We start from the raw sequence: 22,867 nt of genomic DNA on the forward strand, positions 1-22,867 counted from the left end.
AGCACTGATACGATCCGCTAAATATTAGAGATTGTGCATGCCTATCGGCAAGGTTCTAATTGCTAACCGCGGCGAGATTGCGTTACGCATTCTCCGCAGTTGCAGGGAGTTAGGCATTTCTACTGTGGCTGTATATAGCACCATTGATAGAAATGCATTGCATGTGCAACTTGCTGATGAGGCAGTTTGTGTGGGCGATTCCCCCAGCAATAAAAGTTACTTAAATGTTCCAAATATTTTGGCTGCAGCAACATCTAGAGGCGTGGATGCCATTCATCCAGGTTATGGATTTTTAGCTGAAAATGATCGATTTGCAGAAATGTGCTCTGATCATGGAATTGTTTTTGTAGGCCCTGCCGCAAATGCAATTCGTTCAATGGGCGATAAAGCAACAGCTAAGTCAACAATGATTAATGTCGGAGTTCCAACTGTTCCAGGGACAGATGGCTTGCTGGGTAGCCCTGAGGAGGCCGCAACATTCGCTAAGCAAATAGGTTATCCAGTTATGATTAAAGCCACTGCAGGAGGCGGTGGACGCGGTATGCGCTTGGTTCCCGGTCCAGATAGCCTTGAAGATTTGTTTAAAGCTGCTCAGGGTGAGGCAGAGGCTGCATTTGGCAACCCTGGCTTATATATGGAAAAATTTATTGACCGACCTCGCCATGTAGAGGTGCAGATTTTGGCAGATAGCCATGGCAATGTTGTACATCTGGGAGAAAGGGATTGCTCTATTCAAAGACGTCATCAGAAATTATTAGAAGAATCACCTAGTCCAGCATTAGATTCTAATTTAAGACTTCGGATGGGAGAAGCTGCTGTTTCAGCTGCGAAAAGTATCAAATATGAAGGAGCAGGTACGGTTGAATTTTTGCTTGACCGTCAAGGTAATTTTTATTTCATGGAAATGAATACACGCATCCAAGTAGAGCATCCAGTAACAGAAATGGTTACTGGTATTGATTTAATTGCAGAACAACTTCGTATTGCCGGAGGGGAAGCAATTTCATTTACTCAGGATGATGTGCAACTTCGTGGACATGCTATTGAATGCAGGATTAATGCTGAAGATTCGTCTCATAATTTCCGTCCTTCTCCTGGCAAAATCACTGGTTGGCTTCCTCCTGGAGGTCCTGGTGTAAGAGTCGATAGTCATGTATATACAGGTTATGAGATACCCCCTTTTTATGATTCTTTAATAGGGAAGTTAATTGTTTGGGATCATGATCGTCAGTCAGCGCTTAAAAGAATGAGGCGAGCACTTAATGAATGTGCAGTTACTGGCATTCCAACTACTATTGACTTTCATTTGCAATTACTTGATCGACAAGACTTTTTAAATGGAGATGTTCATACGAAATACGTTGAGCAAGAAATGCTCAATAATTAATTAGTGATGAAAAACTAAAGATGCTCCTTATTGGAAAGAATGGCTATTGAAAATTATCTGAGAAATGATTCCTTGCTGACCAACTAATAACTCTCGTATGAGGCTTATTATTCCAAACCAAATAACTGGAGTGATATCCACTCCTCCAATTGGAGGAATAAGCCGTCTTGTATTTTTTAAGAAAGGTTCAGTTGGAAAGACAAATAAAATCCAGATCTTCCCTTTGAAATTTTCCTGGGAATACCATGTCATGACAATCCTCATAAGGAATGCGAGAGAGAATGCTGCCAAAAATATGCTCAATGAGAAAGCTAGAATTGGAAGTCCTTGAATCAAGATTGGCGTCACAAAGCTCTAAGGATATGTACATCTATCGTATAAACATGCGATTAATCCGTAAGATTGTCTAGCTTTTGGGTTTGAAACAGCTGTAATGGCTTTTCCTGTGTTAAATCTCTTCCTAGATGTTGCCATTTCCAGTCAGGCAGCGACTAACTCTGCCATCGGAATGATTGGCAGCTTTTTAGCAGCAGCAGCATTAATTGTTGTTCCTGCAGCGTCGTTTTTGATTTGGGTTTCTCAGAAAGATGCTTTAGAAAGAAGGGGGTAAGCCCTAGGCAATTCTTGCTTCTTTCTTAGACTGCTGTTACGAGGTTCTTTTTTGACCTCGTAACAGGTCGTTTTTGGGGGCTTAACTTTTGGTCAATGCCAGTCTTAATTGGGCCAGCATTGTAGGTATTGTCTTGGCCGTATCCGGTGCGGGTCTCTATTTCTTGCGATCCTTCAAGCCAGCTTTGGCTAGGGATTACGATGTTTTTTTTGCGGCTATAGGTTTGTTATGTGGCGGGATTTTATTTTTTCAGGGTTGGCGCCTAGACCCGATTCTTCAATTTGGACAATTTCTACTTGCTGGAACAACAGTTTTCTTTGCTTATGAAAGTGTTCGCCTAAGAGGAGTTGCCACTGATCAGGCTAGGAGGTCATCTTATTTTGATGATGATTTTGATTCTCCTGTTCCTCCTAAAAGGAGTTATAGGTCTTCAGATGAAGACGATTTTGATCAATTCGAAGAACCTCAGTCAATTAGAAGGAGATTTTCTGGTTCTGATAGAGATGATTATGGACAATCAGACGAAGATTTCTATAGACCAAAAAGAACTCCCCGTCCTGCTATTCCTGAACAAGCAGCTAGTAGGAGAAGTCGCGTCCAAAGTGATTCTTTAAATCAGGACCCTGAGCAATCTAGAAGAATGGCAAGATTTCGAAATTCTTCGGATCAATTGGATAAAAGATCTAGTTTTGGTGATCGAAGAAGTTTTAGGCAAGATCAGAGGAGAGGTAGTAGGCCAGTAGCTACTAGAGACCCTTCAGTAAATAGAAGATCTAGAGATCTAGATGATGGCAAACGGAATAATGCTCAAAATGACCAAAGCCCTTCTTCTAGAAGATTTAGAGAGCCAAAGGGAGCGCCTATTAACAGAAATGCAGAGGACGCTGCGTTTTCTCCATCAGTTAAAAGAGGTACTAGATCATCTGGTTCAGGATCAGGGAGAGTAAACCCTTCTGCAAGAGCCCAACAAAATTTTTCTGATAATGATGATAGATCCCCTAGATCCCCTAGAACTTCAAACTCAAGGCCAAGAGATAATAGTTCAAGATTTGATGATTGATATTCTTGATTGACTTAAGATTTCAAGTGAAAAATTTAGGAGATAAATCCTGCCCATTCAAGGAAGTTAGATCTGCTTAATGCTTCTATTAGCAGAATTGCTATGAATCCAACCATTGCAAAACGTCCATTTACCCTTTCAGCGTATGCACTCCAACCAAAAGCAGGGATATCTGAGGTTGTAGCAGTAGCTAAATCATTAGAAGAATCATTATTATTTTCGCTGACTGGATTAATAGATGGTTCCACTGCTTGTAGGTTTGTAGGTTTGTTTGTGCTCATAAAAGCATTTTACGATCTTTCAAATTTGTAGCTACTTGCAGATAGTAGTTTCCATGAACCCTGACCCATTAGCTCTAGTACAGATTCATGAAATTCTATTAGCGTTGGCCTATGCCCAACACTAATTACAGATAGATCACGTTGCTTGAGAAGTTCATATAACATTTTTTCTGTTTTTACATCTAGAGCGCTAGTTGCTTCATCTAATACTGCAAACCTTGGCGAATTTAAAAGCAATCTGCCAAATGCTAATCTTTGCTGCTCTCCCAGGGAGAGTATCCTTGGCCAATCTTGTTTAACATTTAGATCAGGATATCTATTTATCATTGATGAAAGGTTAACTTCTTCAAGTACAGACCTAAGATGATCATCAGTAAACTTGTTGACATCTGTTGGGTAACATAGTTGCTCTCTTAAAGAACCAAGTATCATATAAGGCTTTTGCGGAATAAATAACAAATCTCCTGTCTCAGGTCTTTCAACAACACCTCTAATTGGTTCCCATAAGCCACTAATCATCCTAAGTAATGAAGTTTTTCCACAACCAGAAGGGCCCACTACTAATAAACTTTCAGAATAATTAACATTTACACTGAGATCTGAGATGATGGGAGTATTACTACCTGGTGGATATAAATCAGCATTTTTAATAAGAATTGAGTTCGAAGAAGAGTTAATTTTTTCTTGAGAAGGTTTCCTTTGACTAACTTTTTCAACTTTTGATTGAAAGCCTTCAAGGCGGCCTACGCCAGCAGTAAATTTCGCAAGTTCATCTATTTGATTAACTATAAAGAATAGAGAACCTTCAACCATATTAAAGGCAAAACTTGCTTGAATAAATCTTCCATAATCAATTTCACCATTAAAATATGGCACTGCCATTATTAAATAAGGGAAAAATATACCTGCATAATTTAGAGATCGCTTCATTGCAAATATGATTGCTTTCCAGACAATTAGAAGATTGAAATTTCGAACTACTTCTGTTAACCGTCTTTGAGTCTCAGTTCTTTCTGAGTTTTCACCAGAATAAAATGCAATTGATTCTGCATTGTTACGAATATGAACTAAACCATATCTAAAATCAGCTTCATACCTTAATTGGTCAAAATTTATCTTAACTAGATTTTTACCGGCAATAATTAAAATAGTTGTAGCAATAGCTGCATAGATAAATAATGATAATGTTAGGATTTTACTTATACTAATTAAAATAATTATATTTAAAGAAAATGTCAGAAAAGCGTCGAATATGCCAAGAGTAAAATTCAAACTTTGTTCAGTAAATGCCTTTGTATCTTCTGTAATCCGTTGATCTGGATTGTCTACATCAGTAGCTTCTTCATCGTTAGGGTTAAGAATAAAATATGTTTTATTTTTTAAATAATCAAAAATCAAACTTTTTGATAACCATTCTCTCCAAATAATCGATAATTTAAAGGTAAAAAATATTTGAGAAACACGAATTGGTAAAGCAATAATAAAACAACATGCATAAATTCCTAAAATCTTATAAAATCCAGCTTCTTGTTTTTCAACTAGAGCATTTGTCAGGTCTCGTGCAATGAACCCTATGCCTGCATTAATGCCATTTATAGCTAATAACATAACAACAACTATCCCAAGCAAAGACCAATGAACCCACCTTTGATTTCTTATTTGAAGTCTGTAATTGAAAAAGGTAATACTTCCTACAAAAAATAGTGCCGAAAAAATCCAACCCCAGAAACTAGTCCAGATATATTTAATTGTTTGTACTACACCATTGAAATACTTCTCTAATAGAAGAGGGAAAATCTTTTCTAAGATTTCTATTAATCCAGTAAGAGATACCAGTACCAGGCCTCCTACGCAAAATAGCAGTGAAACTAGCAGCCAAACAAATTCCCATCCACTGTTTTGTTCTAAAGGTAAAAAGAAAGGCTGTGTTAAACGCCTTAATTTTGAAAGCTGACCTTTAAGATTTTCTATTTTTGAAATCGGTGATTTGGCCATGGTTATATCTTTGTCTCTATTGATTTAGGAGAACTAATTAATTTGAATTCTATATCTTTGAAAGAGATTAAGAGTTTCTAGCTTCCAAAAAAGGACAAAAGCAAATTTTGTATAGATCCTAATAAAAGAAGTTTTCTACCAAATTTTGACCAGTTGATAATTTTGGTCCCTACCCTCTAAAAATTTCAACCACCAAGGTCTCTATGTTAATTGAAGGTGTAATAAGAGTCAGAAGCAAGTTTAGCCAGGAGGCCAATTTAGCTTTCTTCCACCAATAACATGGATATGTAAATGAAAAACAGTTTGGCCAGCTTCGGCTCCAGTATTGATAATTGTTCGCCAATTGCTCAATTTTTCTGCTTGGGCTACTTGTGCAGAAACTAATAATAAATGTCCTAATAATTTGCAGTCCTCATGACCAGCTGCTTTAAGGCTTGTTAATGGTTTCCTTGGGATAACAAGAAAATGGACAGGTGCTTGTGGTTGTATGTCACGAAAAGCTAAGCATTCAGCGTCACTATATATTTCATCACAAGGAATCTCTCCTTGAAGAATCCGACCAAAAATAGTTTCTTCTGCCATCAAAAAGCTTTTACGTAACCAAATTGATATTAGTGAATTTTTATGGGCTTATCTCGATAAGGCTGTGGACCTATGGCAGGGGGCAAATCATTATGGGACGTTGGACTTCCAATGGTGAACTCCAGGGCTTCAGCTAGCCAAGACTTTAGGCTTTGAAGAGGTTTAGGCATTGCTTAGTTCAATCTCTAAACTTATTTTGGCTAAATTCTAATTTCCTTAAAAGAGTAATTTCACTCTATTTTGTGCATCTTCAGAAATGCTCTTATCTACGCCTGTGTCTTTGTAATTGTTTTCTCTTGTATTTTTCAACAGGAGTTTCATGGTGCCTGAGGCGCTTTATATCCATAAAAATACCTGCTTTTGACACTTGCCTTTTGAAACGACGAATAGCCGATTCAATACCTTCGTTTTCTCCAACAGTAACCTGAGCCATTCAATAATCTAAATAAGCATTTAATTATAGCAAAAGCTATTTCGTATCAATTGAGTTTCTTCAAAATGATCAGTTTATGCCTTTATGGTATCGACATCACATCCTTTTGTTGAAAACCATGCTCTGTTAATTCTTTATTTAAATCTTCTTGATTGGTCACTCTATCTACAAATAAAACTCCATTGAGATGATCCATTTCATGCTGAATACAACGTGATAAAAGGCCATCGGCGCTGAGTTTTTTAGGTCGCCCCATTTCATCGCGATAATTTAATTTGATAGAGGATGGCCTAATTACATTGAGATAAACACCAGGGATGCTTAAGCATCCCTCTTCATATGTTTCTATTGAAGCGCTAAATTCTGTTATTTCTGGATTAATTAAAATAATTGGCGGAGTGGTGGAGTTTTCAATATCTAAATCTATTACTAGAAGTTGCTGATGGATTCCTACTTGCGGAGCTGCTAAGCCAATTCCTTTTGCTGAATACATGCTGTGAAGCATCTTTTTAATTATTGTTCTTATAGAATCATCAACTTTGCTAATGCGTTTTGCGGATTGTCGTAAGCCAAGGTTGCCTAATGTATGGATCTCTAGTGATGGTTTTTCCGTAGGTTCTTTAGAAACAAGAATATTGCTTCCGCCTTTTTCTGCGTTTTTTGCGAGTTGAGCAAAATTCCTAGCCAAGGCGAAATTCTTAAAGCTATTACAGACTTTACTCATTTTTAAGATGGTATGGATAAAAAACACTCATCAAAAAATCAAAAATTTATAGATGCAGAGTTTGCTTTGGGTCAAATTCCAAAAATTAAATCTCCCAAATTAATAAGAAATTGGATTATTTGGTTAGAGCAACGCCCTTATGAACAAGGGAGAACAACCTTAATGGCTAGACCTTGGGGCAATTCAAACTTTGTATCGAAGGAACTCACATCAAACACTGTCAACATTAAAAGTCGTTTGCATGGTTATGGCGGCGGTGAATATGCATGTGCCAATTTAGGTAATGAGTTGATCATCACTTGGATTGACGATATTGATCAAGGTCTATGGCTTCAAAAGTGGAGCTTTCAGGAGAGTAGTTCTCATGGCCAAGTAACAGAGATAAAAGAAAGTTCTACTCCAATTTGTTTATGTGTTCAGGAGGGTTACATAGTGGCAGATGGCTTGATTGATTTGGAGAGGAATAGATGGATAGGAGTTATGGAAAAAAACAAGCAAGACTACTTAGTTTGTTTTTCTTTAGATGCTGCATATCAAGCACCACAAATTCTTTATAAAGCAACTGATTTTATTGGTTATCCATCATTAAGCCCTGATGCAAAAAAACTGTCATGGGTTGAATGGCAAAATCCTTATATGCCTTGGGATTCAAGTCAAATTTGCTTGGGCTTATTAGATGGTATGGGGGAATTATTTTTTCCTTCTATCTTGCAAAAGATAAAGGACTTTAATACAGAACAAAACTCTATTTTTCAACCTATATGGTTAACAAACGGACAGTTGGTTCTTGCAGAAGAAAGCTCCGGATGGTGGAATTTGGCTGTTATAGCAGCTGACATATCAGAAGAACATTTTGCTGACTTTCACAAACTATGGCCAATGAAAGTTGAGTTGGCATCTCCACAGTGGATTTCTGGTATTTCAACTATTTCTCCAATAGAGAATGGAATTCTTGCTCTAGGTTGTGAAGAGGCCAAATGGTCCATGCAAACTTTGGATAAGCAAGGGATAGTTCAAAAAATTCAACTGCCTTTTCATAATCTGAGTTCTTTAAGCTCTGAACGACATAAAGCAGTTGCAATTGCGAGTAATTCTTATACGAGTCCTGGATTGCTTGAGGTTGATTTGAAGACAGGAGAATGGAAACATCAAGCTTCTAAGGAAAATCTCTTAAATAGTGCGGACATTAGTTCGGCTCAATCATTTTGGTTTAAAGGCTTTGGAGGCGCAATGACTCATGCTTGGTATTACCCTCCAATTCAAGGTAGATCTGCATATTCACCTCTTTTAGTTAAAGCTCATAGTGGCCCTACTTCTATGACTAATAGTGGCTTGGATTTGGAAATTCAGTTCTGGACTTCTAGAGGATGGACCGTTTTGGATGTTAATTACTCGGGATCATCAGGATTTGGGAGAGCATATCGTGATCGATTGAAAAATAAATGGGGTGAGGCCGATGTGGTGGATTGTTCAGCTGCAGCCCTGGAATTAGTAGAGGCTGGAAAAGTTGATCAAAACTTGATTGCTATAGAAGGTTCTAGTGCAGGGGGTTTTACTGCCTTATGTTGTTTATGCTTTACAAAAACTTTTAAGGTTGCTTCTTGTAAATATCCTGTGAGTGACCTTATTGCCATGCAAAAATCAACACATCGTTTTGAAGAATATTATTTGGATTATTTGGTAGGTAAATTTGAAACTTATTCAAAATTATATGAAAGCAGATCACCAATTAATAATGTAGAAAAAATAGATTCTCCTCTAATTCTTTTTCAGGGTATGAAGGATCAAGTAGTTTTACCTGAGCAAACTATTAACATCTTTCAGAATTTAGACTCAAGAAATATACCTGTTGAATTGTATACTTATAAAAATGAAGGACATGGTTTTCGAAATGGTAATACACGCGTTGATGTTTTAAAGAAAACGGAATCTTTTTTTAGGAAGCATCTTTTAATTTAGGAATTGTCTTTCAACAGGTTAATAACTGAAATTAATTGTTCAACAAAGAGGTCAATTTCATTTATTGTAGATGTGAAATTAAGACTTGCCCTTGCTGAGGAATTGATTCCAAAAAATTTATGCAATGGCTGACAGCAATGATGTCCACTTCTAATGCAAATATTGTTAGCATCTAGTAAGGATGCAATATCATTTGAATGTATATTTTTGATTGTAAAAGTTGCCAGTGGAGCGCGATTAATATCTTTGTCAGGCCTTGGACCCATTATATAAATATCTTCTATAAGCTCTAATTTTTTAAATAGATATTCCGTAAGCTCTCGCTCATAACTTTTTATATTATGTAGTCCAATAGATTGTAGATATTTTAATGCGGCTCCCATCCCTATAGCCTCTGCTATGGCAGGTGTTCCTGCTTCGAATTTATGTGGCAAATCAGCCCAGGTAGCACTATCTAGAGAAACATCTTGAATCATTTCACCTCCACCTAGAAATGGGGGCATATTCTCAAGAGTTTTTTCTTTGGCCCATAAAAAGCCACTCCCAGTAGGACCACATAATTTATGCGCTGAACCAGCAAGAAAATCTATTTTTAAATCCCTTACATTGATAGGTTGATGAGCTAAACTTTGGCAAGCATCAATCATAATTAAAGCCCCAAAATTATGTACCTTTTCTGCAATTTTATTAATAGGATTGCAACAGCCAAGAACATTACTTACATGTTGAATACTGCAAATACGAGTTTTTTCATTTATTTTTGAAAAGGCATCATCAATATCTAATTCTCCATTATGTGTAATCCCTATATATTTAATTATACATTTTTTTCTTTTTGCTAAAAGTTGCCAAGGTACTATATTGCTATGGTGTTCCATTAAACTAATTAATATTTCATCGCCTTCTTTTAAATTTGAATCTCCCCATGAATAAGCTACTAAATTTATTGCTTCAGTTGCATTTCTAGTGAAAACAATTTCTCTACTAGATTCAGCATTAATAAACCCTGCAGTTATATCACGAGCATTTTCAAATGCTTTGGTCGCCCTACAGCTTAATTGATGTGCACCCCTATGAACATTTGCATTATCAAATTCATAGTAATACTTTAGAGCATCAATTACTTTATATGGTTTTTGACTTGTAGCGGCATGATCTAAGTAAATAAGATTTTTATTATTGGATATTAAAGGGAAATCAATCCTTGTAATTTCAGCGATATTATTTTTCTTTTGCATTGTTTTTTTTAAATAGCTAAAAGATTATTTAAAAAGGCCCACCTTTTAGGTTGTAAAGGAATATTTTGGACAATCTCTTTTGCGTATCCTGCAAGAATTAATAATGAGGCATCATTTCTATTAATACCCCTACTGTTTATATAGAAAAGCTCTTCTTCTTCTAATTGACTAATAGTTGCACCATGGGTGCATGAAACATCATCTGCGATAATTTTTAATTCTGGCTTTGTATTGATCTCTGCTTTTTCAGATAAAAGAAGATTTTTGCTCAATTGAGAGGCTTTAGTTTTTTGAGCAACCTTTGGAACATCAATTACACCATGAAAGATAGAGTGTGAGCTATTAAAAGCTATAGCCTTTTGCAATTGCTCCAAGCTGCCTCCAGGACCATTGAACTTTACATATGTATGTGTAGATAGCTGTTGATCATCCCTTGAGATTTGCAGACCATTTAACCTAGATTTTGCAAGACCTTTTAATTGCTTGATAGAAGGTTCTATTCTGCTTAACCCCCAACCCTCTTGCATAAAGTGCAAGGAATAATCACTGTTTTTATCTTGCAATATTGAGGGCTTGGCTAATAGAGATAATGAATCATTACCTATGGCAATTAAACCATGATTAATTCGTGCATTTTCTTCTAAGTATATTTCTGTCAAGTGACTTTGAGCTGCATTATTTTCTCCTGATATAATTTCTAGTAAATCAAGCTTTGCATTTTTTTCTAGTAAAATCAACACTCTAGTAGATGTTAATTGACTCTTAATTGTAGGCACAATAACTTCCAGTGAGTGCTTATTTTCAGCTGATACTTTGATTCCTAATATATAACTGGATGATGCTTGATTAATTGCCATTGTCCAGCTAGATGAAGAGTTTGCATATATTTTTTTTGCCAATGATTCAATTTCCTTAGAGTCTAGAAGACTAATTCCTTTAGGAAGAGCAGACTGCTTTATTTCTTCTATACTAAAATCTAATTGCACCCTAAAGGAATTACTTGCTGTTTCAGGCATTCTTGCAAAACTAATATTTTCTTGTAAATCATTGATAGGCATTGATAACATATGTTTTAATTTTTTTATATCTGTAAACTTCCATTCTTCAGAAGTTTTGCTTGGCAGACCATATTGATTTAATTGCTTTTTGGCTTTTTCTTGGCTTTTTGTTAAGAAGCCTTTATTCTCTGGGAGTTTGTCTACCCATTCTTTTATTGAATTTTTAATCATTTCTTATCTTGTTGTGAATCTTGGATTCTTTTAAAGCCACCTTTTTCCAGTTCAATTGCAAGATCTATTGTTCCTGTTTTAATAATCTTACCTTCATTCATGATATGCACGAAGTCAGGTTTAATTTCATCAAGTAGTCTTTTATAGTGGGTAATTAATATTGTAGATGTTTTTTTTGTGGATAATTTATTAATAGCTTGAGAAACTATTCTTAAAGAATCTATATCTAAGCCAGAATCTGTTTCATCCAGAATTGATACTATTGGTTCTAAAATAGCCATTTGTAGGATTTCATTTCTTTTTTTTTCACCACCTGAAAAGCCTTCATTCAGATTTCTTTCTAAAAATGAGCTATTCATTTGTATAACTTCTAGGCAAGTAGTTACAAATTCATCAAATTCAAATGTATCTAATTCTTCTTTCTTAAGGTATTTTCGCCTGGCATTTGTTGCAGCTCTTAGAAATTCACTATTACTCACACCTGGAACTTCAACAGGGTATTGAAATCCCAGGAAAATCCCCATAGCTGCTCTTTCTTCAGGCTCTAAATTATTTATAGCTTTACCTTGAAAAGAGATTTCTCCTGAATTAATGGTGTATAGAGGATGGCCAGCTATTACCTTAGATAAAGTACTTTTACCACTTCCATTCCTGCCCATGATTGCGTGAACTTCTCCTTCACGAATTTTTAAATTAACACCATTTAGTATCTTTTTAGCCTCAATTGAAGCATGTAGATCATTGACTTCCAATAATAAAGCTTTCTTTTGATTAGACACTTTGTGTAGCAATTTTTTGTTCAGTTGGAAGTTAGAGGGGCTTACCCTACGGAGCCTTCTAGCTTGAGTGCAAGTAGGCTGTTGGCTTCAGAAGCAAATTCCATTGGCAACTGGTTAAATACATCTTTACAGAATCCATTTACCATCATCGATAATGCCTCTTCGTTACTAATTCCTCTACTCTGAAGATAAAATAATTGCTCTTCCGAAATTTTGGATGTACTTGCTTCATGTGCAACATTGGCGGAGGGTTGCTTTGAGTGGATATAAGGATAAGTATTGGCTTCTGCTTCAGCTCCAATTAGTAATGAATCACATTGACTAAAGTTTTTTGCACCTTTAGCACCAGCTCGCATTTCGACTAGGCCTCTATAACTATTTTTAGAATTGCCAGCACTTATCCCCTTACTTATTATCGTAGAACGTGTTTTATTCCCAATATGTATCATCTTAGTCCCTGTATCTGCTATCTGCTTGTTATTTGTTAAAGCTACAGAGTAAAACTCTCCTATAGAATTCTCCCCTATCAAAAGACAACTGGGATATTTCCATGTTATTGCAGAACCTGTTTCTACTTGAGACCAACTGATTTTGCTGTTTTTACCCCTACAGTGACCTCTTTTAGTAACAAAGTTATAAATACCGCCAACACCTTCTTCATTACCTGCATACCAATTCTGAACTGTTGAATATTTAATAGAAGAGTCATCAAGAGCAATTAACTCTACTACTGCGGCGTGTAGTGTATTAGTGTCAAACATTGGTGCAGTGCAACCCTCCAAATAACTTACAGATGAGCCTTCTTCTGCAATAATTAATGTTCTTTCAAATTGACCTGATTCTCCTGAGTTAATTCTAAAATATGATGATAATTCCATCGGGCAATTGACACCTTTTGGTATAAATACAAATGAACCATCACTAAATACTGCAGAGTTTAAGGCTGCAAAGAAATTATCATTTTTAGGGACTACGGTTCCTAAATAACGCTTCACTAGTTCTGGGTATTTTTGAACAGCTTCACTGATTGAGCAGAATATAACTCCATCTTCAGCCAGCTTTTCTTTGAAAGTCGTTGCAATAGAAACACTATCAAAAACTGCATCAACGGCAACATTAGTTAAACGTTTTTGTTCATTAAGTGGTATTCCTAGCTTTTCAAAAGTTTCTAATATTTCTGGATCTACTTCATCAAGGCTTTTTTTCTTTTCGATATCTTTGGGTGCGCAATAATAAACTATATCTTGATAATTAATTTCTGGATAGCTTAGATCAGCCCATTTAGGCTCTTTCATCTTTTCCCATTTTCTATAAGCATCTATTCGGAAATCTAGGAGAAAGTTAGGCTCATTTTTTTTGGCTGAAATTAATCTAATAATATCTTCATTCAAACCTTTAGGTATTTTTTCGGTTATGACATTTGTCGAAAACCCATATTTATAAGAACTGGTGGAAGATACAATTTCTTCAATTGAGCTGGTTGTAGTCATAGGGCTAATTGACAAACCTTTCTCGAAAAAGAGTCCAGCAATTAAGAGCAGTTATTCTTTTGTACTCTAGGTTACATCCTATCGAAACATTTTAGGTGAATAATACTGAGATGCCAATTGAAGGCCCTTTAAATCTTGAGGATATTGAGAAGATTGATTTAGTGGAGGCTTCTAGTCTTGATAAGCATTATTTACGGCTGATGGCTCATTGCCTGGCTTCTTTTAAATTGATGTATCAAGAAACTCCCCGGAAAGGTTTCCCTTCGGAAGACGTCCGTTTGGAATGGTGCATGAACCAAGACGTATTAAAAAACCAGCCAGAATTCATTCCTGTTTTAATGAAGCAATTCGCTTCTGCTGAAAGCTATCTGGAGAACGTAGCTGCAAGTTATAGAGTTTTACCTTTGGAGCTCACGCTAGATCATTTGATCTCATATAGCCTTAACCCCAGCCTTTAATCTCAGGCTTAAGAATTATTCTCGTATCTAATCGAATCAATAATCCATGATCCCAAAGCAAACATGATGGATGTGCAATTTTTGGATTAATGCTTTGTTTCTTTAGGAACAAATTTTTTTATGATTTTTCTCGTTTCAACTTTTGATCTCGTTCCTTAAAACCCTTGCAGTTCAGCTTGTTTCGAAGAACATATCAAGTTTTCTAAAATTTTCAGTAGTCAGTAGATGCTGACCACAGTCGAGATCTACGCCCAATCTGACGAAAATCAGAACATACTGATCCCGAACAAAAACGGAGGTTTTAAAGACGTGGCCCAAGATATTGATTCCCTGTCACGTCTAACACTGCGTCAACTTAGACTGAAAGCTAGTGATTTAGGCGTGCCTTTATATAGCCGTAAAACAAAAGCTGTTCTTGCAAATGAGATTGTTTTGTATCAAGAGAAAAAAAAGTCTGAAGAGAAATTACTAGATGAAGATGCAGCTCCTAAAAAGAGAAAATTTTTAGGCTCTTCACTTTTTCAATCAAAAACTTCTACAAGGGTTGTTTTTCTTCCAAGGGATCCAGAATGGGCATATATTTTTTGGGAGATTTCAGAAAATGATCGCAAACGTGCTCAAGCGCAAGGGGCTAGTAGATTATCTCTTCGTTTGGCTGATGTAACCGGTTATCAAAATGGTGAGGTAAATTCTGGGACTCTCAGAGAAGTCACAGTAGATAGTCATAGTACTGAGTGGTATTTGCCAATCCCTGTAGGAGATAGAGATTATCGAGTCGAGCTCGGTTATAGATTTGGTGCAAAATGGATTTCTTTAGCTTCGTCTTCTATTGCTCGGGTACCTTCTTTGCATCCTAGTGATCAAATCCTTGATCAGTTTGTGCCTTTTAGTTTGGAATCTCCTTCAAGTGATTTTGTGGAGAGCACTCAATTGCTTGAGAAATCGGATAGTGGATTGCATGAGAGGCTATATCAGAAAGCTACTAATCATTTTAGGAAAACTCGTGTTGGATCAGAAGAATTTCAGGAAGGTCGTTTGGCTAACAAAGATTTTAATGATTCGGGAGCTGGACTTTGGGCTAGTGGTTTAAATGAGTCTGGTATTGGCGGTATTGCACCCAGAGAGAGAGCTTTTTGGTTAGTTGCTGATGCAGAATTAATTGTTTATGGCTCAACAGACCCTTCTGCAAAATTGACAATAGGTGGAGAAGAAGTTCCTTTGGCTTCTGATGGAACTTTTCGATTGCAGGTTCCTTTTAGAGATGGTTCGCAGAATTATCTAATAGAAGCTGAAGATTCCTCTGGTCAACAAAAAAGAAACGTTAATATGAAATTTGAACGCGTTACTCCAGAGGACAATACAAATCCAGTTGATAAAGCTAAATCCGAATGGTTTTAAATCCATCTAATACTGGTTAAAGAATGTTGCGTTGGTTTGTAGCACTAACTCCTATTGCAGGTGCAATTATTCTTCCATTAGCTGTGCCAATTATTATTGAGCGCTTTGGCATATCTTCAGGAGTAATTGCCGTTTTACTTCTTACATCTATTTGGTTTGTTGCCATGTTACGAACATCTGAAATGCCCCACTGAAATTTAGTTTAATTAAATTTTTTGATTATTTCCCTACGCCATCAACTCAATGCCTTTCCAAAACAATTCCAACAAATATATTCCGTATAGGGTAGATTTAGATACCCCTTTTCTAGATCAAAAACCAGGTACATCTGGTCTCCGTAAAAGCACAAAAGAATTTCAACAAACAAATTATTTAGAAAGTTTTATTGAAGCAATATTTAGGAATTTGGATGGAGTTAAAGATGGTGTTTTAGTTTTAGGAGGTGATGGTCGATTTGGTAATAGGAAAGCAATTGATGTAATCCTTAGAATGGCAGCTGCGCATGGTGTGGGGAGGGTTATAACAACGGTAGATGGAATTCTATCAACTCCTGCTGCTTCTCATTTAATTAGAACTAACAATGCAATTGGCGGCATTATTCTTTCAGCAAGTCATAACTCAGGAGGCGAGCAAGGGGATTTCGGTGTAAAAATTAATGGCTCTAATGGAGGTCCAGCTCCAGAATATTTAACTAATAATATTTATGAATGTACCAAAATAATTGATTCATATAAGATAATTTCCCATGAAGAAATTTTATTATCTTCACCAGGTAAATATGCAATTAACTCTATGGTAATAGAAGTTATTGATGGGGTAGATGGTTATATCAATTTGCTATCAAGTATTTTTGATTTTGAAAAAATTCGCTCTCTTTTGCGTGGTGATTTTACAATTGCTTTTGATGCACTTAATGCAGTTACTGGTCCTTATGCAAAGCGACTATTAGAAGAGATTTTAGGTGCTCCTTCAGGCACTGTTAGGAATGGTATACCTTTGGAAGATTTCGGGGGTTGTCATCCTGATCCAAATCTCACATATGCCAAAGAATTGGCAGATTTACTTCTTTTAGGTACAGATTATTCATTTGGTGCTGCATGTGATGGAGATGGAGATAGAAATATGATTTTAGGCAGAGGTTGTTTTGTTAACCCTAGCGATAGCCTTGCAGTGTTAGCAGCTAATGCAAATTGCGTACCAGCTTATTCTGATGGTTTGTTAGGCGTAGCTCGCTCTATGCCAACCAGTGGAGCTGTGGATATTGTTGCTAAAGACTTGGGCATCGAATGTTATGAAACACCTACTGGGTGGAAGTTTTTTGGTAATTTACTCGACTCTTCTCAAATAACTTTGTGTGGGGAAGAAAGTTTTGGAACAGGCAGTAATCATGTAAGGGAAAAAGATGGATTATGGGCCGTACTTTTTTGGCTACAAATATTAGCTCATAACAAATGTTCGGTAGAAGAGTTAATGCATCAACATTGGGCTAAATATGGAAGACACTATTATTCTCGTCATGATTATGAATCCATACCTTTAGATAAAGCTAACGAGTTATATTCAAGACTTGAGTTAATTCTTACTTCTTTACCTGGGAAAAACTTTGCTGGGCGACTTGTTTCTCATGCAGATAATTTTTCTTATAAAGATCCCGTTGATCATTCAATTACATCTAATCAGGGCTTAAGAATTTTATTGAATGATGGTAGTAGAGTGATTGTTAGATTATCTGGTACTGGGACTAAAGGAGCTACTTTAAGAATTTACTTGGAAAAATATGCTTCGCCTGATTCAAATTTGCACTTAGACCCTCAAGAGGCTTTATCTGATTTAATTAAAGAAATAGACTCCCTGGCAGAAATTACTAAACGGACAGGTATGAAATCACCTACAGTGATTACTTAAAGATTGACGTTGATTTTCATTAAATATCTAACTAGTAGTTAAATACTTTTAAAGTATTACTAAAATAAAATCTATTTTCATTTGCCTTGGTTAAAGATCTATTTACCTTCCAAACGGACGAAGAGCGCAAGAAAAATGCACCTCTTGCGGATAGGTTACGTCCCACTTCGCTTGATGAGTTTGTTGGACAACAAGACATTGTTGGAAGTGGGCGCCTTCTCAGAAGAGCTATTGAGGCAGATCGCGTAGGTAATATTCTTCTACAAGGCCCTCCAGGAATTGGTAAGACGACTTTGGCGCAAATTATTGCATTAAATACCAGGGGTCATTTTAGTGTTCTAAATGCAGTTTTATCGGGGATTAAGGATTTGCGTCAAGAGGTTGAAGAAGCAAAGCATAGGTTAGGTAAATATGGCTTAAAGACTATTCTTTTTATTGATGAAGTACATCGATTTAATACTGTTCAACAAGATGCTTTATTACCGTGGGTAGAAAATGGAACCTTTACTTTCATAGGAGCAACCACTGAAAACCCATTTTTTGAGGTTAACCCTGCTTTAGTTAGTCGATCTCGTATCTTTCGTTTGAAGCAATTGGATGTTTCTGATCTGTATAAGCTGTTAGATAGGGCATTAAAAGATACTAAAAAAGGTTATGGCAATAAGTCCATTACTATTACTGATGAAGCCATAGATCATTTGATTGATATTTCGAATGGTGATGCACGTAGTTTGTTAAATGCTTTAGAACTTGCTGTAGAGACTACTTATCCTGATAAAGAAGGTCAAATAAATATTGATCTATCTATAGCCGAAGATTCTATCCAAAAACGTGCTCTATTGTATGACAAGCAGGGAGATACTCATTTTGATACTATTAGCGCTTTTATTAAATCATTGAGGGGTTCTGATCCAGATGCAGCCTTATTTTGGTTGGCTCGTATGCTTGAGTCCGGTGAACATCCAAATTACATTTTTCGAAGAATGTTAATAGCAGCATCTGAAGATATAGGGCTGGCTGACCCTCAAGCAATTGTTGTTACTCAATCTTGTGCCTCCGCTTTTGAAAGAGTCGGTATGCCAGAAGGTAAATATTTTCTTTCACAGGCTGCTATTTATTTGGCCTGCACTGAAAAAAGCAATAGTGTGTTAGGTATTAATTCTGCGTTGGAAACTGTACAAAACTCAAAAAATCAAAATGTTCCTAAGCACTTACAAGATAATCATCGAAAAAGTGATAGCTCTAAAGATAACTGTGATTATAAATATCCTCATGATTTTGAAGATAATTGGGTCCCTCAAAATTATTTACCATTAGAATTGCAAACAGAAATTTTTTGGGAACCTACTATTAATGGTTGGGAAGGAAGAAGAAGATTTTTATTCTCTGAAAGAAAAAGAATACAAAATTCTAATCAAGATTAGCTTGAGTCTCTCTAGTTGATTAGACAACTTTTTTAGATGAGATTAAATAGTACAAATGATTGGATAATATTTTATTTTTGATTTGCTTATCGCTATACTAATACTCCATAATTTGTAATCAAATTTATGAATTTTTAATTGTGTCTTTGTGAGATCATTATTTACCATATTTGTGCTTTTATTCCAGTTCCAATATTTTAAACCTTCTATTAGTTTTCCTTCTTGCCATTTGATTGCAGCCTCTTTAACAATCCATTCTTCAAGAATATTTAATCTCGTATTGTCTTTATATATATTTATTGATTGACTTTTTTTGCTAAAGAAACGATTTGCTAACGCATTAAATTTAAAAGTTCTATCAGTTCTTTCTAAGTCAACACCTAATTTTTCTTGGCACCACCCTAATAGCAAAGCATCAGAGCAGTGACTAAAGCTTATATAACCTAAACCCTGTTCCAGATGTGGTGCTTTGCCTGGAGTGGCCTTCATTGGAATGTCTAAGGGTTCAATTCCTAATAGTTCGGAGAGAGCAGACCTTACGTTTCCTCTGGAGTGTCGGTATTCTCTAGCTCTCCTTTTAGATAATCCAGTAGCTATCCTCTCTTCTTCAGGAGTAATTTGTTTTAATGGACCGTTCCTCTTAAATAGCCAAAGAGGAAGTACTCTTGAATTTAGAACTTCAGTTGTTTGCAATGGCTCTTCAAGTTGGTGATAAAGCACCAGAATTTACTCTCCTAGATCAAGATGGCACATCAATCAGCCTTTCTTCATTTAGAGGTCAAAGAGTTGTCATTTATTTCTATCCAAAAGATGACACGCCAGGATGTACTAAAGAAGCTTGTAATTTTCGTGATAGGTGGGGTAAGTTTCAATCTAATGACATAAAAGTGTTTGGTATAAGTAAAGACTCGGATAAATCGCATCTGAAATTTATTGATAAGTATCAATTGCCATTTACTCTGCTTACAGATAATGAACCTTGTTTAGTTGCCTCTTCTTATGAGAGTTATGGATTAAAAAAATTTATGGGTAGGGAATATATGGGGATGATGCGCAAAACTTTTGTGATTGATCCAAATGGAAATATTGAGCTAATCTATAACAAGGTTAAGGCAGATAGTATGGCAAATGAAATTCTTTCGGACCTTAAAATTGAAGCCTAGTGCTTTAGTGAAGCAAGCCTACCATCCCTTCTAAAACTAAGTTCGGAGAGTAGATTATTTCATAATCAAATTGTATAAGATACCTATAAAGCGTTAACGAATCTCCCCCACAAATCCATATGGGAGTCGATGATTCCTTTCTCGCTTCAAGTAACGCTCCTATTAAAGATTGAAAGCTACCTTTCAACATTGCTTCCTTTGTATCTGAGGGGAACATTTTACTTGGGATATTTAAGTCTAAAGGCTCTTTCAGGTTTTCTGCACCTAGAGCCATAGCCTTTTGTTGAAGCTTTAATCCTGGGATAAGCTGACCACCCTCAAATTCACCTGCAGATGTAAGTTTTGTCAGAGAAAAGACTGTACCTGCATCTGCTATTAGAATCCCATTTTGATTTAACCCCTGAGCTTTAGCTTCTTGCAATGCAGCCCAACAGCCTAAGGCTCGATCAACACCTAACCATTCAGGCAAATTTAAAAGTGGAATATCTTTTGTTCGCAACTTTTTAGATTTTTCGAGGATAGTTGTATGTGGAACTTCACCTACTGCTGCCCATTGGACTAGTAGTAATTCATCAGAATTCAGTTTGTGGGGATTAGGTGATGTGTGGGAAAAATGCCATTCTTGATTTGACTTACATGCCCAATGCCATCGCGAATTGCCAATTAGTAGACAGCATTGTGTTCGACTCATTTTTGACTCTCCTTCTCTTGGTTTTCAAGATGAATTCCACATTCTTGTTTTAACCCACCGAATCTTGTCTCACGCCCTATCCCTTCATTTCCATCTGGGCCACTTGAATGCGAATCTCCTACTGTTGAATACCCTTTCGCAAATAGTGGGTGTTGTGGGAGCTCATTTTCTTTCATATAGTAAAAAATATCTTTTGTAGTCCATTCTAGAATTGGTCGCAATGAAAGCCTTCCTCTGATCTTGTCTAATACATTCATGGATCGACGAGTATCAGTTTGATTTTTGCGTACTCCACTCGCCCAGCAATGTATGTTGAGATCAGTAAGAGTTTCTTCTAAAGGATTAATTTTACGAATTAAATGATATTTTTCTAGATCTTCTTTAGAATTATTTTTCCATAATTGCCCATAGATTGCCTCCATTCTTGCGGGTGAAATATTACTTTGAGCAACTGATATATCTAAATTCAGTTTGTTGGAAAGTAATTCTGCATATTGGTACGTTTCTGGAGGTAAATAACCGGTGTCGACCCAAATGATTTTTATATCTTTCTTGTCGAGTTTATAGAGCATATGCAATAACACAGCTGATTGGATCCCAAAACTGGTTGTGATTGCTAATTTGTCTCCAAATTGCTCATAGGCCCATTCCAGCCGATGACGCGGAGAAATGCTTTTAAGATGCTCTTGGGCCTCTGATAAAGGAATTTTCAAAAAGGAATTGTTTTTCACTTTGCTATTAGTCATGCTTTTTTATCCATTATCGCTTTTTATAAGATGTTCTTTTAGTCTCTGTGGATTTCCTCAGATCTGGTTCTAATGGCTGAAGATTTTCAAAATTCTGGACCTGTTGTTGTAATAGGAGGTGGATTTGCAGGCTTAACAACAGTTCTTTCTTTGTCTAGGTCTAGGCCTTCAACTCCAATTGTCTTGATAGAACCTCGCAATAGGTTTGTTTTTGTACCACTCCTTTATGAACTTTTAAGTGAAGAATTACAATTGTGGGAAATAGCGCCTTTCTATCGAATTTTGTTAGCAGGCAAAGGAATAGTTTTGGTAGAAGATTTTGTAGAGAGAATTGATATAAATACAAGACAAGTCTTCACATCTTCTTGTGAGGTTATTGATTATGGGCAATTGGTAATTGCTACTGGCTCAACACCAGATTTCTATGGAATATCTGGTGTTAAACAGAATGCCTTGAGCTTTAATCAAGTTAAGGATGTTCAGAAATTGAAAGATGTAATTTTTAAACTAAATAATTTATCTCAAGATAATAAATCTTTAGTAATTGTTGGTGCTGGAGCAACAGGGGTCGAACTTGCCTGTAAAATTGCAGATCTTGTACAAGAAGGTATAACTGTCAATTTGATTGAGGTAGGTGCAAGAGTTTTGCCTAAAGGTCAATCTTTTAATCAAGAGCAAGTTGAAAGAGTCTTAAATAAAAAAGGTATTAAATTATTTCTAAACACTAGTGTTGAAGCAGTAACTTCCAACTCTGTTCACATTAAAAATATTTCGGAAGAGGGTTCTGACATTTCCTTGATTCCTCATGCAGGTTTGATTTGGACTGCGGGTGTGAAGCCATTAGTTCCATTGGGAATACCTTCTGAGTGTTTTTGTGATAGCAAGGTATTAATAGATTCTTATTTGAAAGTAAATTCATTGGACAATGTTTTTGCAGTTGGCGATATCTCTTGCGATTTGGAAAATCCTTGTATTCCTTCTGCTCAATTGGCAATGCAGCATGGTGAATTGGCCTCCCAAAATTTAGTTGCTTTTCTTGAAGGAAGGCCTCTAAAGCCTTTTGTATTTAATGACCGAGGAGAAATGCTGAGTTTAGGGATTGGAGATGCCACTATTACTGGTCTAGGGTTAACAATGTCAGGTTCACTAGCTTTCAAATTGAGGAGAATGGCCTATTTATCTAAAATGCCAAATCTATCATTATCTATTCGGTCTGCTGGTGCGTGGCTATTGCCTTTTAATGGCAAGAAATCATTTTAATTGAGAGAATAGTGACTAGGGTTTAGTGAACCCTTTTTGAATTTTCTTCTTTTGC

At 36.2% G+C, this 22,867-nt stretch carries 23 protein-coding genes and 1 pseudogene; 10 read left to right on the top strand and 14 right to left on the bottom strand.

The window, feature by feature from the left end; all coding sequences use genetic code 11:
- Positions 1-37: 37 nt before the first annotated feature.
- Entirely contained in the window at positions 38-1,387 is a 1,350-nt protein-coding gene (accC, locus tag O5635_RS06865; protein ID WP_036901784.1) for an acetyl-CoA carboxylase biotin carboxylase subunit, read from the top strand.
- A gap of 27 nt (positions 1,388-1,414) precedes the next feature.
- On the opposite strand, the gene O5635_RS06870 is transcribed toward accC, so the two are convergent.
- Positions 1,415-1,735 (bottom strand): YggT family protein, encoded by a 321-nt coding sequence (locus O5635_RS06870; RefSeq protein ID WP_036901782.1) that lies wholly within the window; start codon positions 1,733-1,735, stop codon positions 1,415-1,417.
- Between the two features lie 85 nt (positions 1,736-1,820).
- On the opposite strand from O5635_RS06870, the gene psbX reads away from it, so the two are divergent.
- A complete protein-coding gene (gene psbX / locus O5635_RS06875; RefSeq protein ID WP_036901780.1) occupies positions 1,821-1,997 on the top strand; it encodes a photosystem II reaction center X protein in 177 nt (58 codons plus the stop codon).
- A gap of 88 nt (positions 1,998-2,085) precedes the next feature.
- Complete coding sequence (locus tag O5635_RS06880) at positions 2,086-3,057, top strand: Ycf66 family protein (RefSeq protein WP_036901779.1); 972 nt, start codon at positions 2,086-2,088, stop codon at positions 3,055-3,057.
- Positions 3,058-3,092: 35 nt separating this feature from the next.
- On the opposite strand, the gene O5635_RS06885 is transcribed toward O5635_RS06880, so the two are convergent.
- The 5 genes from O5635_RS06885 to def form a co-directional block, all read right to left on the bottom strand.
- Positions 3,093-3,338, bottom strand: a complete 246-nt coding sequence (locus O5635_RS06885; protein WP_052042816.1) for a chlorophyll a/b-binding protein — start codon at positions 3,336-3,338, stop codon at positions 3,093-3,095.
- 9 nt (positions 3,339-3,347) lie between these two features.
- On the bottom strand, positions 3,348-5,333 hold the full coding sequence (locus O5635_RS06890) for an ABC transporter ATP-binding protein/permease (RefSeq protein ID WP_052042813.1): 1,986 nt from the start codon (positions 5,331-5,333) through the stop codon (positions 3,348-3,350).
- Between the two features lie 240 nt (positions 5,334-5,573).
- On the bottom strand, positions 5,574-5,915 hold the full coding sequence (locus O5635_RS06895; RefSeq protein WP_036901778.1) for a histidine triad nucleotide-binding protein: 342 nt from the start codon (positions 5,913-5,915) through the stop codon (positions 5,574-5,576).
- A 262-nt stretch (positions 5,916-6,177) separates the two neighbouring features.
- A complete protein-coding gene (gene rpsU / locus O5635_RS06900) occupies positions 6,178-6,348 on the bottom strand; it encodes a 30S ribosomal protein S21 (protein ID WP_036901776.1) in 171 nt (56 codons plus the stop codon).
- Between the two features lie 82 nt (positions 6,349-6,430).
- A complete protein-coding gene (gene def / locus O5635_RS06905; RefSeq protein WP_036901774.1) occupies positions 6,431-7,036 on the bottom strand; it encodes a peptide deformylase in 606 nt (201 codons plus the stop codon).
- A gap of 48 nt (positions 7,037-7,084) precedes the next feature.
- Between def and O5635_RS06910 the strand changes: the two genes are divergently transcribed.
- On the top strand, positions 7,085-9,031 hold the full coding sequence (locus tag O5635_RS06910) for an alpha/beta hydrolase family protein (RefSeq protein WP_036901772.1): 1,947 nt from the start codon (positions 7,085-7,087) through the stop codon (positions 9,029-9,031).
- Here O5635_RS06910 and O5635_RS06915 read toward each other — a convergent pair.
- Genes O5635_RS06915 through sufB form a run of 4 tightly spaced genes read right to left on the bottom strand, consistent with a single transcriptional unit; the run spans position 9,028 to position 13,767 of the window.
- Positions 9,028-10,269, bottom strand: a complete 1,242-nt coding sequence (locus O5635_RS06915; RefSeq protein ID WP_036901770.1) for a SufS family cysteine desulfurase — start codon at positions 10,267-10,269, stop codon at positions 9,028-9,030. The genes O5635_RS06910 and O5635_RS06915 overlap by 4 nt on opposite strands.
- Positions 10,270-10,277: 8 nt before the next feature.
- Complete coding sequence (gene sufD / locus O5635_RS06920) at positions 10,278-11,498, bottom strand: Fe-S cluster assembly protein SufD (RefSeq protein ID WP_036901768.1); 1,221 nt, start codon at positions 11,496-11,498, stop codon at positions 10,278-10,280.
- Entirely contained in the window at positions 11,495-12,277 is a 783-nt protein-coding gene (sufC, locus tag O5635_RS06925; RefSeq protein WP_036901766.1) for a Fe-S cluster assembly ATPase SufC, read from the bottom strand. The genes sufD and sufC overlap by 4 nt, the downstream gene beginning before the upstream one ends.
- Positions 12,278-12,318: 41 nt before the next feature.
- Positions 12,319-13,767, bottom strand: coding sequence for a Fe-S cluster assembly protein SufB (gene sufB, locus O5635_RS06930; RefSeq protein ID WP_036901764.1), 1,449 nt, complete (start codon positions 13,765-13,767; stop codon positions 12,319-12,321).
- A gap of 95 nt (positions 13,768-13,862) precedes the next feature.
- Between sufB and O5635_RS06935 the strand changes: the two genes are divergently transcribed.
- Together O5635_RS06935 and O5635_RS06940 are read left to right on the top strand one after the other, a co-directional pair.
- Complete coding sequence (locus O5635_RS06935; RefSeq protein WP_152557289.1) at positions 13,863-14,225, top strand: hypothetical protein; 363 nt, start codon at positions 13,863-13,865, stop codon at positions 14,223-14,225.
- 309 nt (positions 14,226-14,534) lie between these two features.
- Positions 14,535-15,623, top strand: a complete 1,089-nt coding sequence (locus tag O5635_RS06940) for a DUF4912 domain-containing protein (protein WP_036901761.1) — start codon at positions 14,535-14,537, stop codon at positions 15,621-15,623.
- Positions 15,624-15,639: 16 nt separating this feature from the next.
- Here the strand turns inward: O5635_RS06940 and O5635_RS06945 are convergent, their stop codons facing one another.
- On the bottom strand, positions 15,640-15,789 hold the full coding sequence (locus tag O5635_RS06945; RefSeq protein ID WP_193742011.1) for a hypothetical protein: 150 nt from the start codon (positions 15,787-15,789) through the stop codon (positions 15,640-15,642).
- A 77-nt stretch (positions 15,790-15,866) separates the two neighbouring features.
- On the opposite strand from O5635_RS06945, the gene O5635_RS06950 reads away from it, so the two are divergent.
- Together O5635_RS06950 and O5635_RS06955 are read left to right on the top strand one after the other, a co-directional pair.
- Positions 15,867-17,528 (top strand): alpha-D-glucose phosphate-specific phosphoglucomutase, encoded by a 1,662-nt coding sequence (locus O5635_RS06950; protein WP_052042810.1) that lies wholly within the window; start codon positions 15,867-15,869, stop codon positions 17,526-17,528.
- A gap of 86 nt (positions 17,529-17,614) precedes the next feature.
- Positions 17,615-18,934 (top strand): annotated as a pseudogene (locus O5635_RS06955) (AAA family ATPase); the annotation flags it as partial.
- A 60-nt stretch (positions 18,935-18,994) separates the two neighbouring features.
- On the opposite strand, the gene O5635_RS06960 reads toward O5635_RS06955, so the two are convergent.
- A complete protein-coding gene (locus tag O5635_RS06960) occupies positions 18,995-19,645 on the bottom strand; it encodes a 4'-phosphopantetheinyl transferase family protein (RefSeq protein WP_036902099.1) in 651 nt (216 codons plus the stop codon).
- Here O5635_RS06960 and bcp point away from each other — a divergent pair.
- A complete protein-coding gene (bcp, locus tag O5635_RS06965; protein WP_036901758.1) occupies positions 19,645-20,115 on the top strand; it encodes a thioredoxin-dependent thiol peroxidase in 471 nt (156 codons plus the stop codon). The two genes, O5635_RS06960 and bcp, sit on opposite strands and share 1 nt — an antisense overlap.
- Positions 20,116-20,119: 4 nt before the next feature.
- On the opposite strand, the gene O5635_RS06970 is transcribed toward bcp, so the two are convergent.
- Together O5635_RS06970 and O5635_RS06975 are read right to left on the bottom strand one after the other, a co-directional pair.
- Positions 20,120-20,806: a type III pantothenate kinase gene (locus tag O5635_RS06970; RefSeq protein WP_036901757.1), complete on the bottom strand. Its 687-nt coding sequence runs from the start codon at positions 20,804-20,806 to the stop codon at positions 20,120-20,122.
- Positions 20,803-21,552: a phosphoadenylyl-sulfate reductase gene (locus O5635_RS06975; protein ID WP_036901755.1), complete on the bottom strand. Its 750-nt coding sequence runs from the start codon at positions 21,550-21,552 to the stop codon at positions 20,803-20,805. Before O5635_RS06975 ends, O5635_RS06970 begins: the two co-directional genes overlap by 4 nt.
- Before the next feature lie 72 nt (positions 21,553-21,624).
- Here O5635_RS06975 and O5635_RS06980 point away from each other — a divergent pair, with 72 nt between their 5' ends.
- Positions 21,625-22,812 carry an NAD(P)/FAD-dependent oxidoreductase gene (locus O5635_RS06980; protein WP_036901753.1) on the top strand — a complete coding sequence of 396 codons (1,188 nt, stop codon included), beginning with the start codon at positions 21,625-21,627 and terminating at the stop codon, positions 22,810-22,812.
- The last annotated feature ends 55 nt before the right edge of the window (positions 22,813-22,867 follow it).

The organism is Prochlorococcus marinus str. MIT 0919 (assembly GCF_027359375.1).
Lineage (GTDB): Bacteria > Cyanobacteriota > Cyanobacteriia > PCC-6307 > Cyanobiaceae > Prochlorococcus_D.

Excerpts from the sequence above, each read along its gene's own strand:
- accC (WP_036901784.1), top strand. The coding sequence starts at position 38 with ATGCCTATCGGCAAGGTTCTAATTGCTAACCGCGGCGAGATTGCGTTA.
- psbX (WP_036901780.1), top strand. The coding sequence starts at position 1,821 with ATGGCTTTTCCTGTGTTAAATCTCTTCCTAGATGTTGCCATTTCCAGT.
- O5635_RS06885 (WP_052042816.1), bottom strand. The coding sequence starts at position 3,338 with ATGAGCACAAACAAACCTACAAACCTACAAGCAGTGGAACCATCTATT.
- O5635_RS06890 (WP_052042813.1), bottom strand. The coding sequence starts at position 5,333 with ATGGCCAAATCACCGATTTCAAAAATAGAAAATCTTAAAGGTCAGCTT.
- O5635_RS06895 (WP_036901778.1), bottom strand. The coding sequence starts at position 5,915 with ATGGCAGAAGAAACTATTTTTGGTCGGATTCTTCAAGGAGAGATTCCT.
- rpsU (WP_036901776.1), bottom strand. The coding sequence starts at position 6,348 with ATGGCTCAGGTTACTGTTGGAGAAAACGAAGGTATTGAATCGGCTATT.
- O5635_RS06910 (WP_036901772.1), top strand. The coding sequence starts at position 7,085 with ATGGATAAAAAACACTCATCAAAAAATCAAAAATTTATAGATGCAGAG.
- O5635_RS06915 (WP_036901770.1), bottom strand. The coding sequence starts at position 10,269 with ATGCAAAAGAAAAATAATATCGCTGAAATTACAAGGATTGATTTCCCT.
- sufD (WP_036901768.1), bottom strand. The coding sequence starts at position 11,498 with ATGATTAAAAATTCAATAAAAGAATGGGTAGACAAACTCCCAGAGAAT.
- sufB (WP_036901764.1), bottom strand. The coding sequence starts at position 13,767 with ATGACTACAACCAGCTCAATTGAAGAAATTGTATCTTCCACCAGTTCT.
- O5635_RS06945 (WP_193742011.1), bottom strand. The coding sequence starts at position 15,789 with ATGGCAACAAACCAAATAGATGTAAGAAGTAAAACGGCAATTACTCCT.
- O5635_RS06950 (WP_052042810.1), top strand. The coding sequence starts at position 15,867 with ATGCCTTTCCAAAACAATTCCAACAAATATATTCCGTATAGGGTAGAT.
- bcp (WP_036901758.1), top strand. The coding sequence starts at position 19,645 with ATGGCTCTTCAAGTTGGTGATAAAGCACCAGAATTTACTCTCCTAGAT.
- O5635_RS06970 (WP_036901757.1), bottom strand. The coding sequence starts at position 20,806 with ATGAGTCGAACACAATGCTGTCTACTAATTGGCAATTCGCGATGGCAT.
- O5635_RS06975 (WP_036901755.1), bottom strand. The coding sequence starts at position 21,552 with ATGACTAATAGCAAAGTGAAAAACAATTCCTTTTTGAAAATTCCTTTA.
- O5635_RS06980 (WP_036901753.1), top strand. The coding sequence starts at position 21,625 with ATGGCTGAAGATTTTCAAAATTCTGGACCTGTTGTTGTAATAGGAGGT.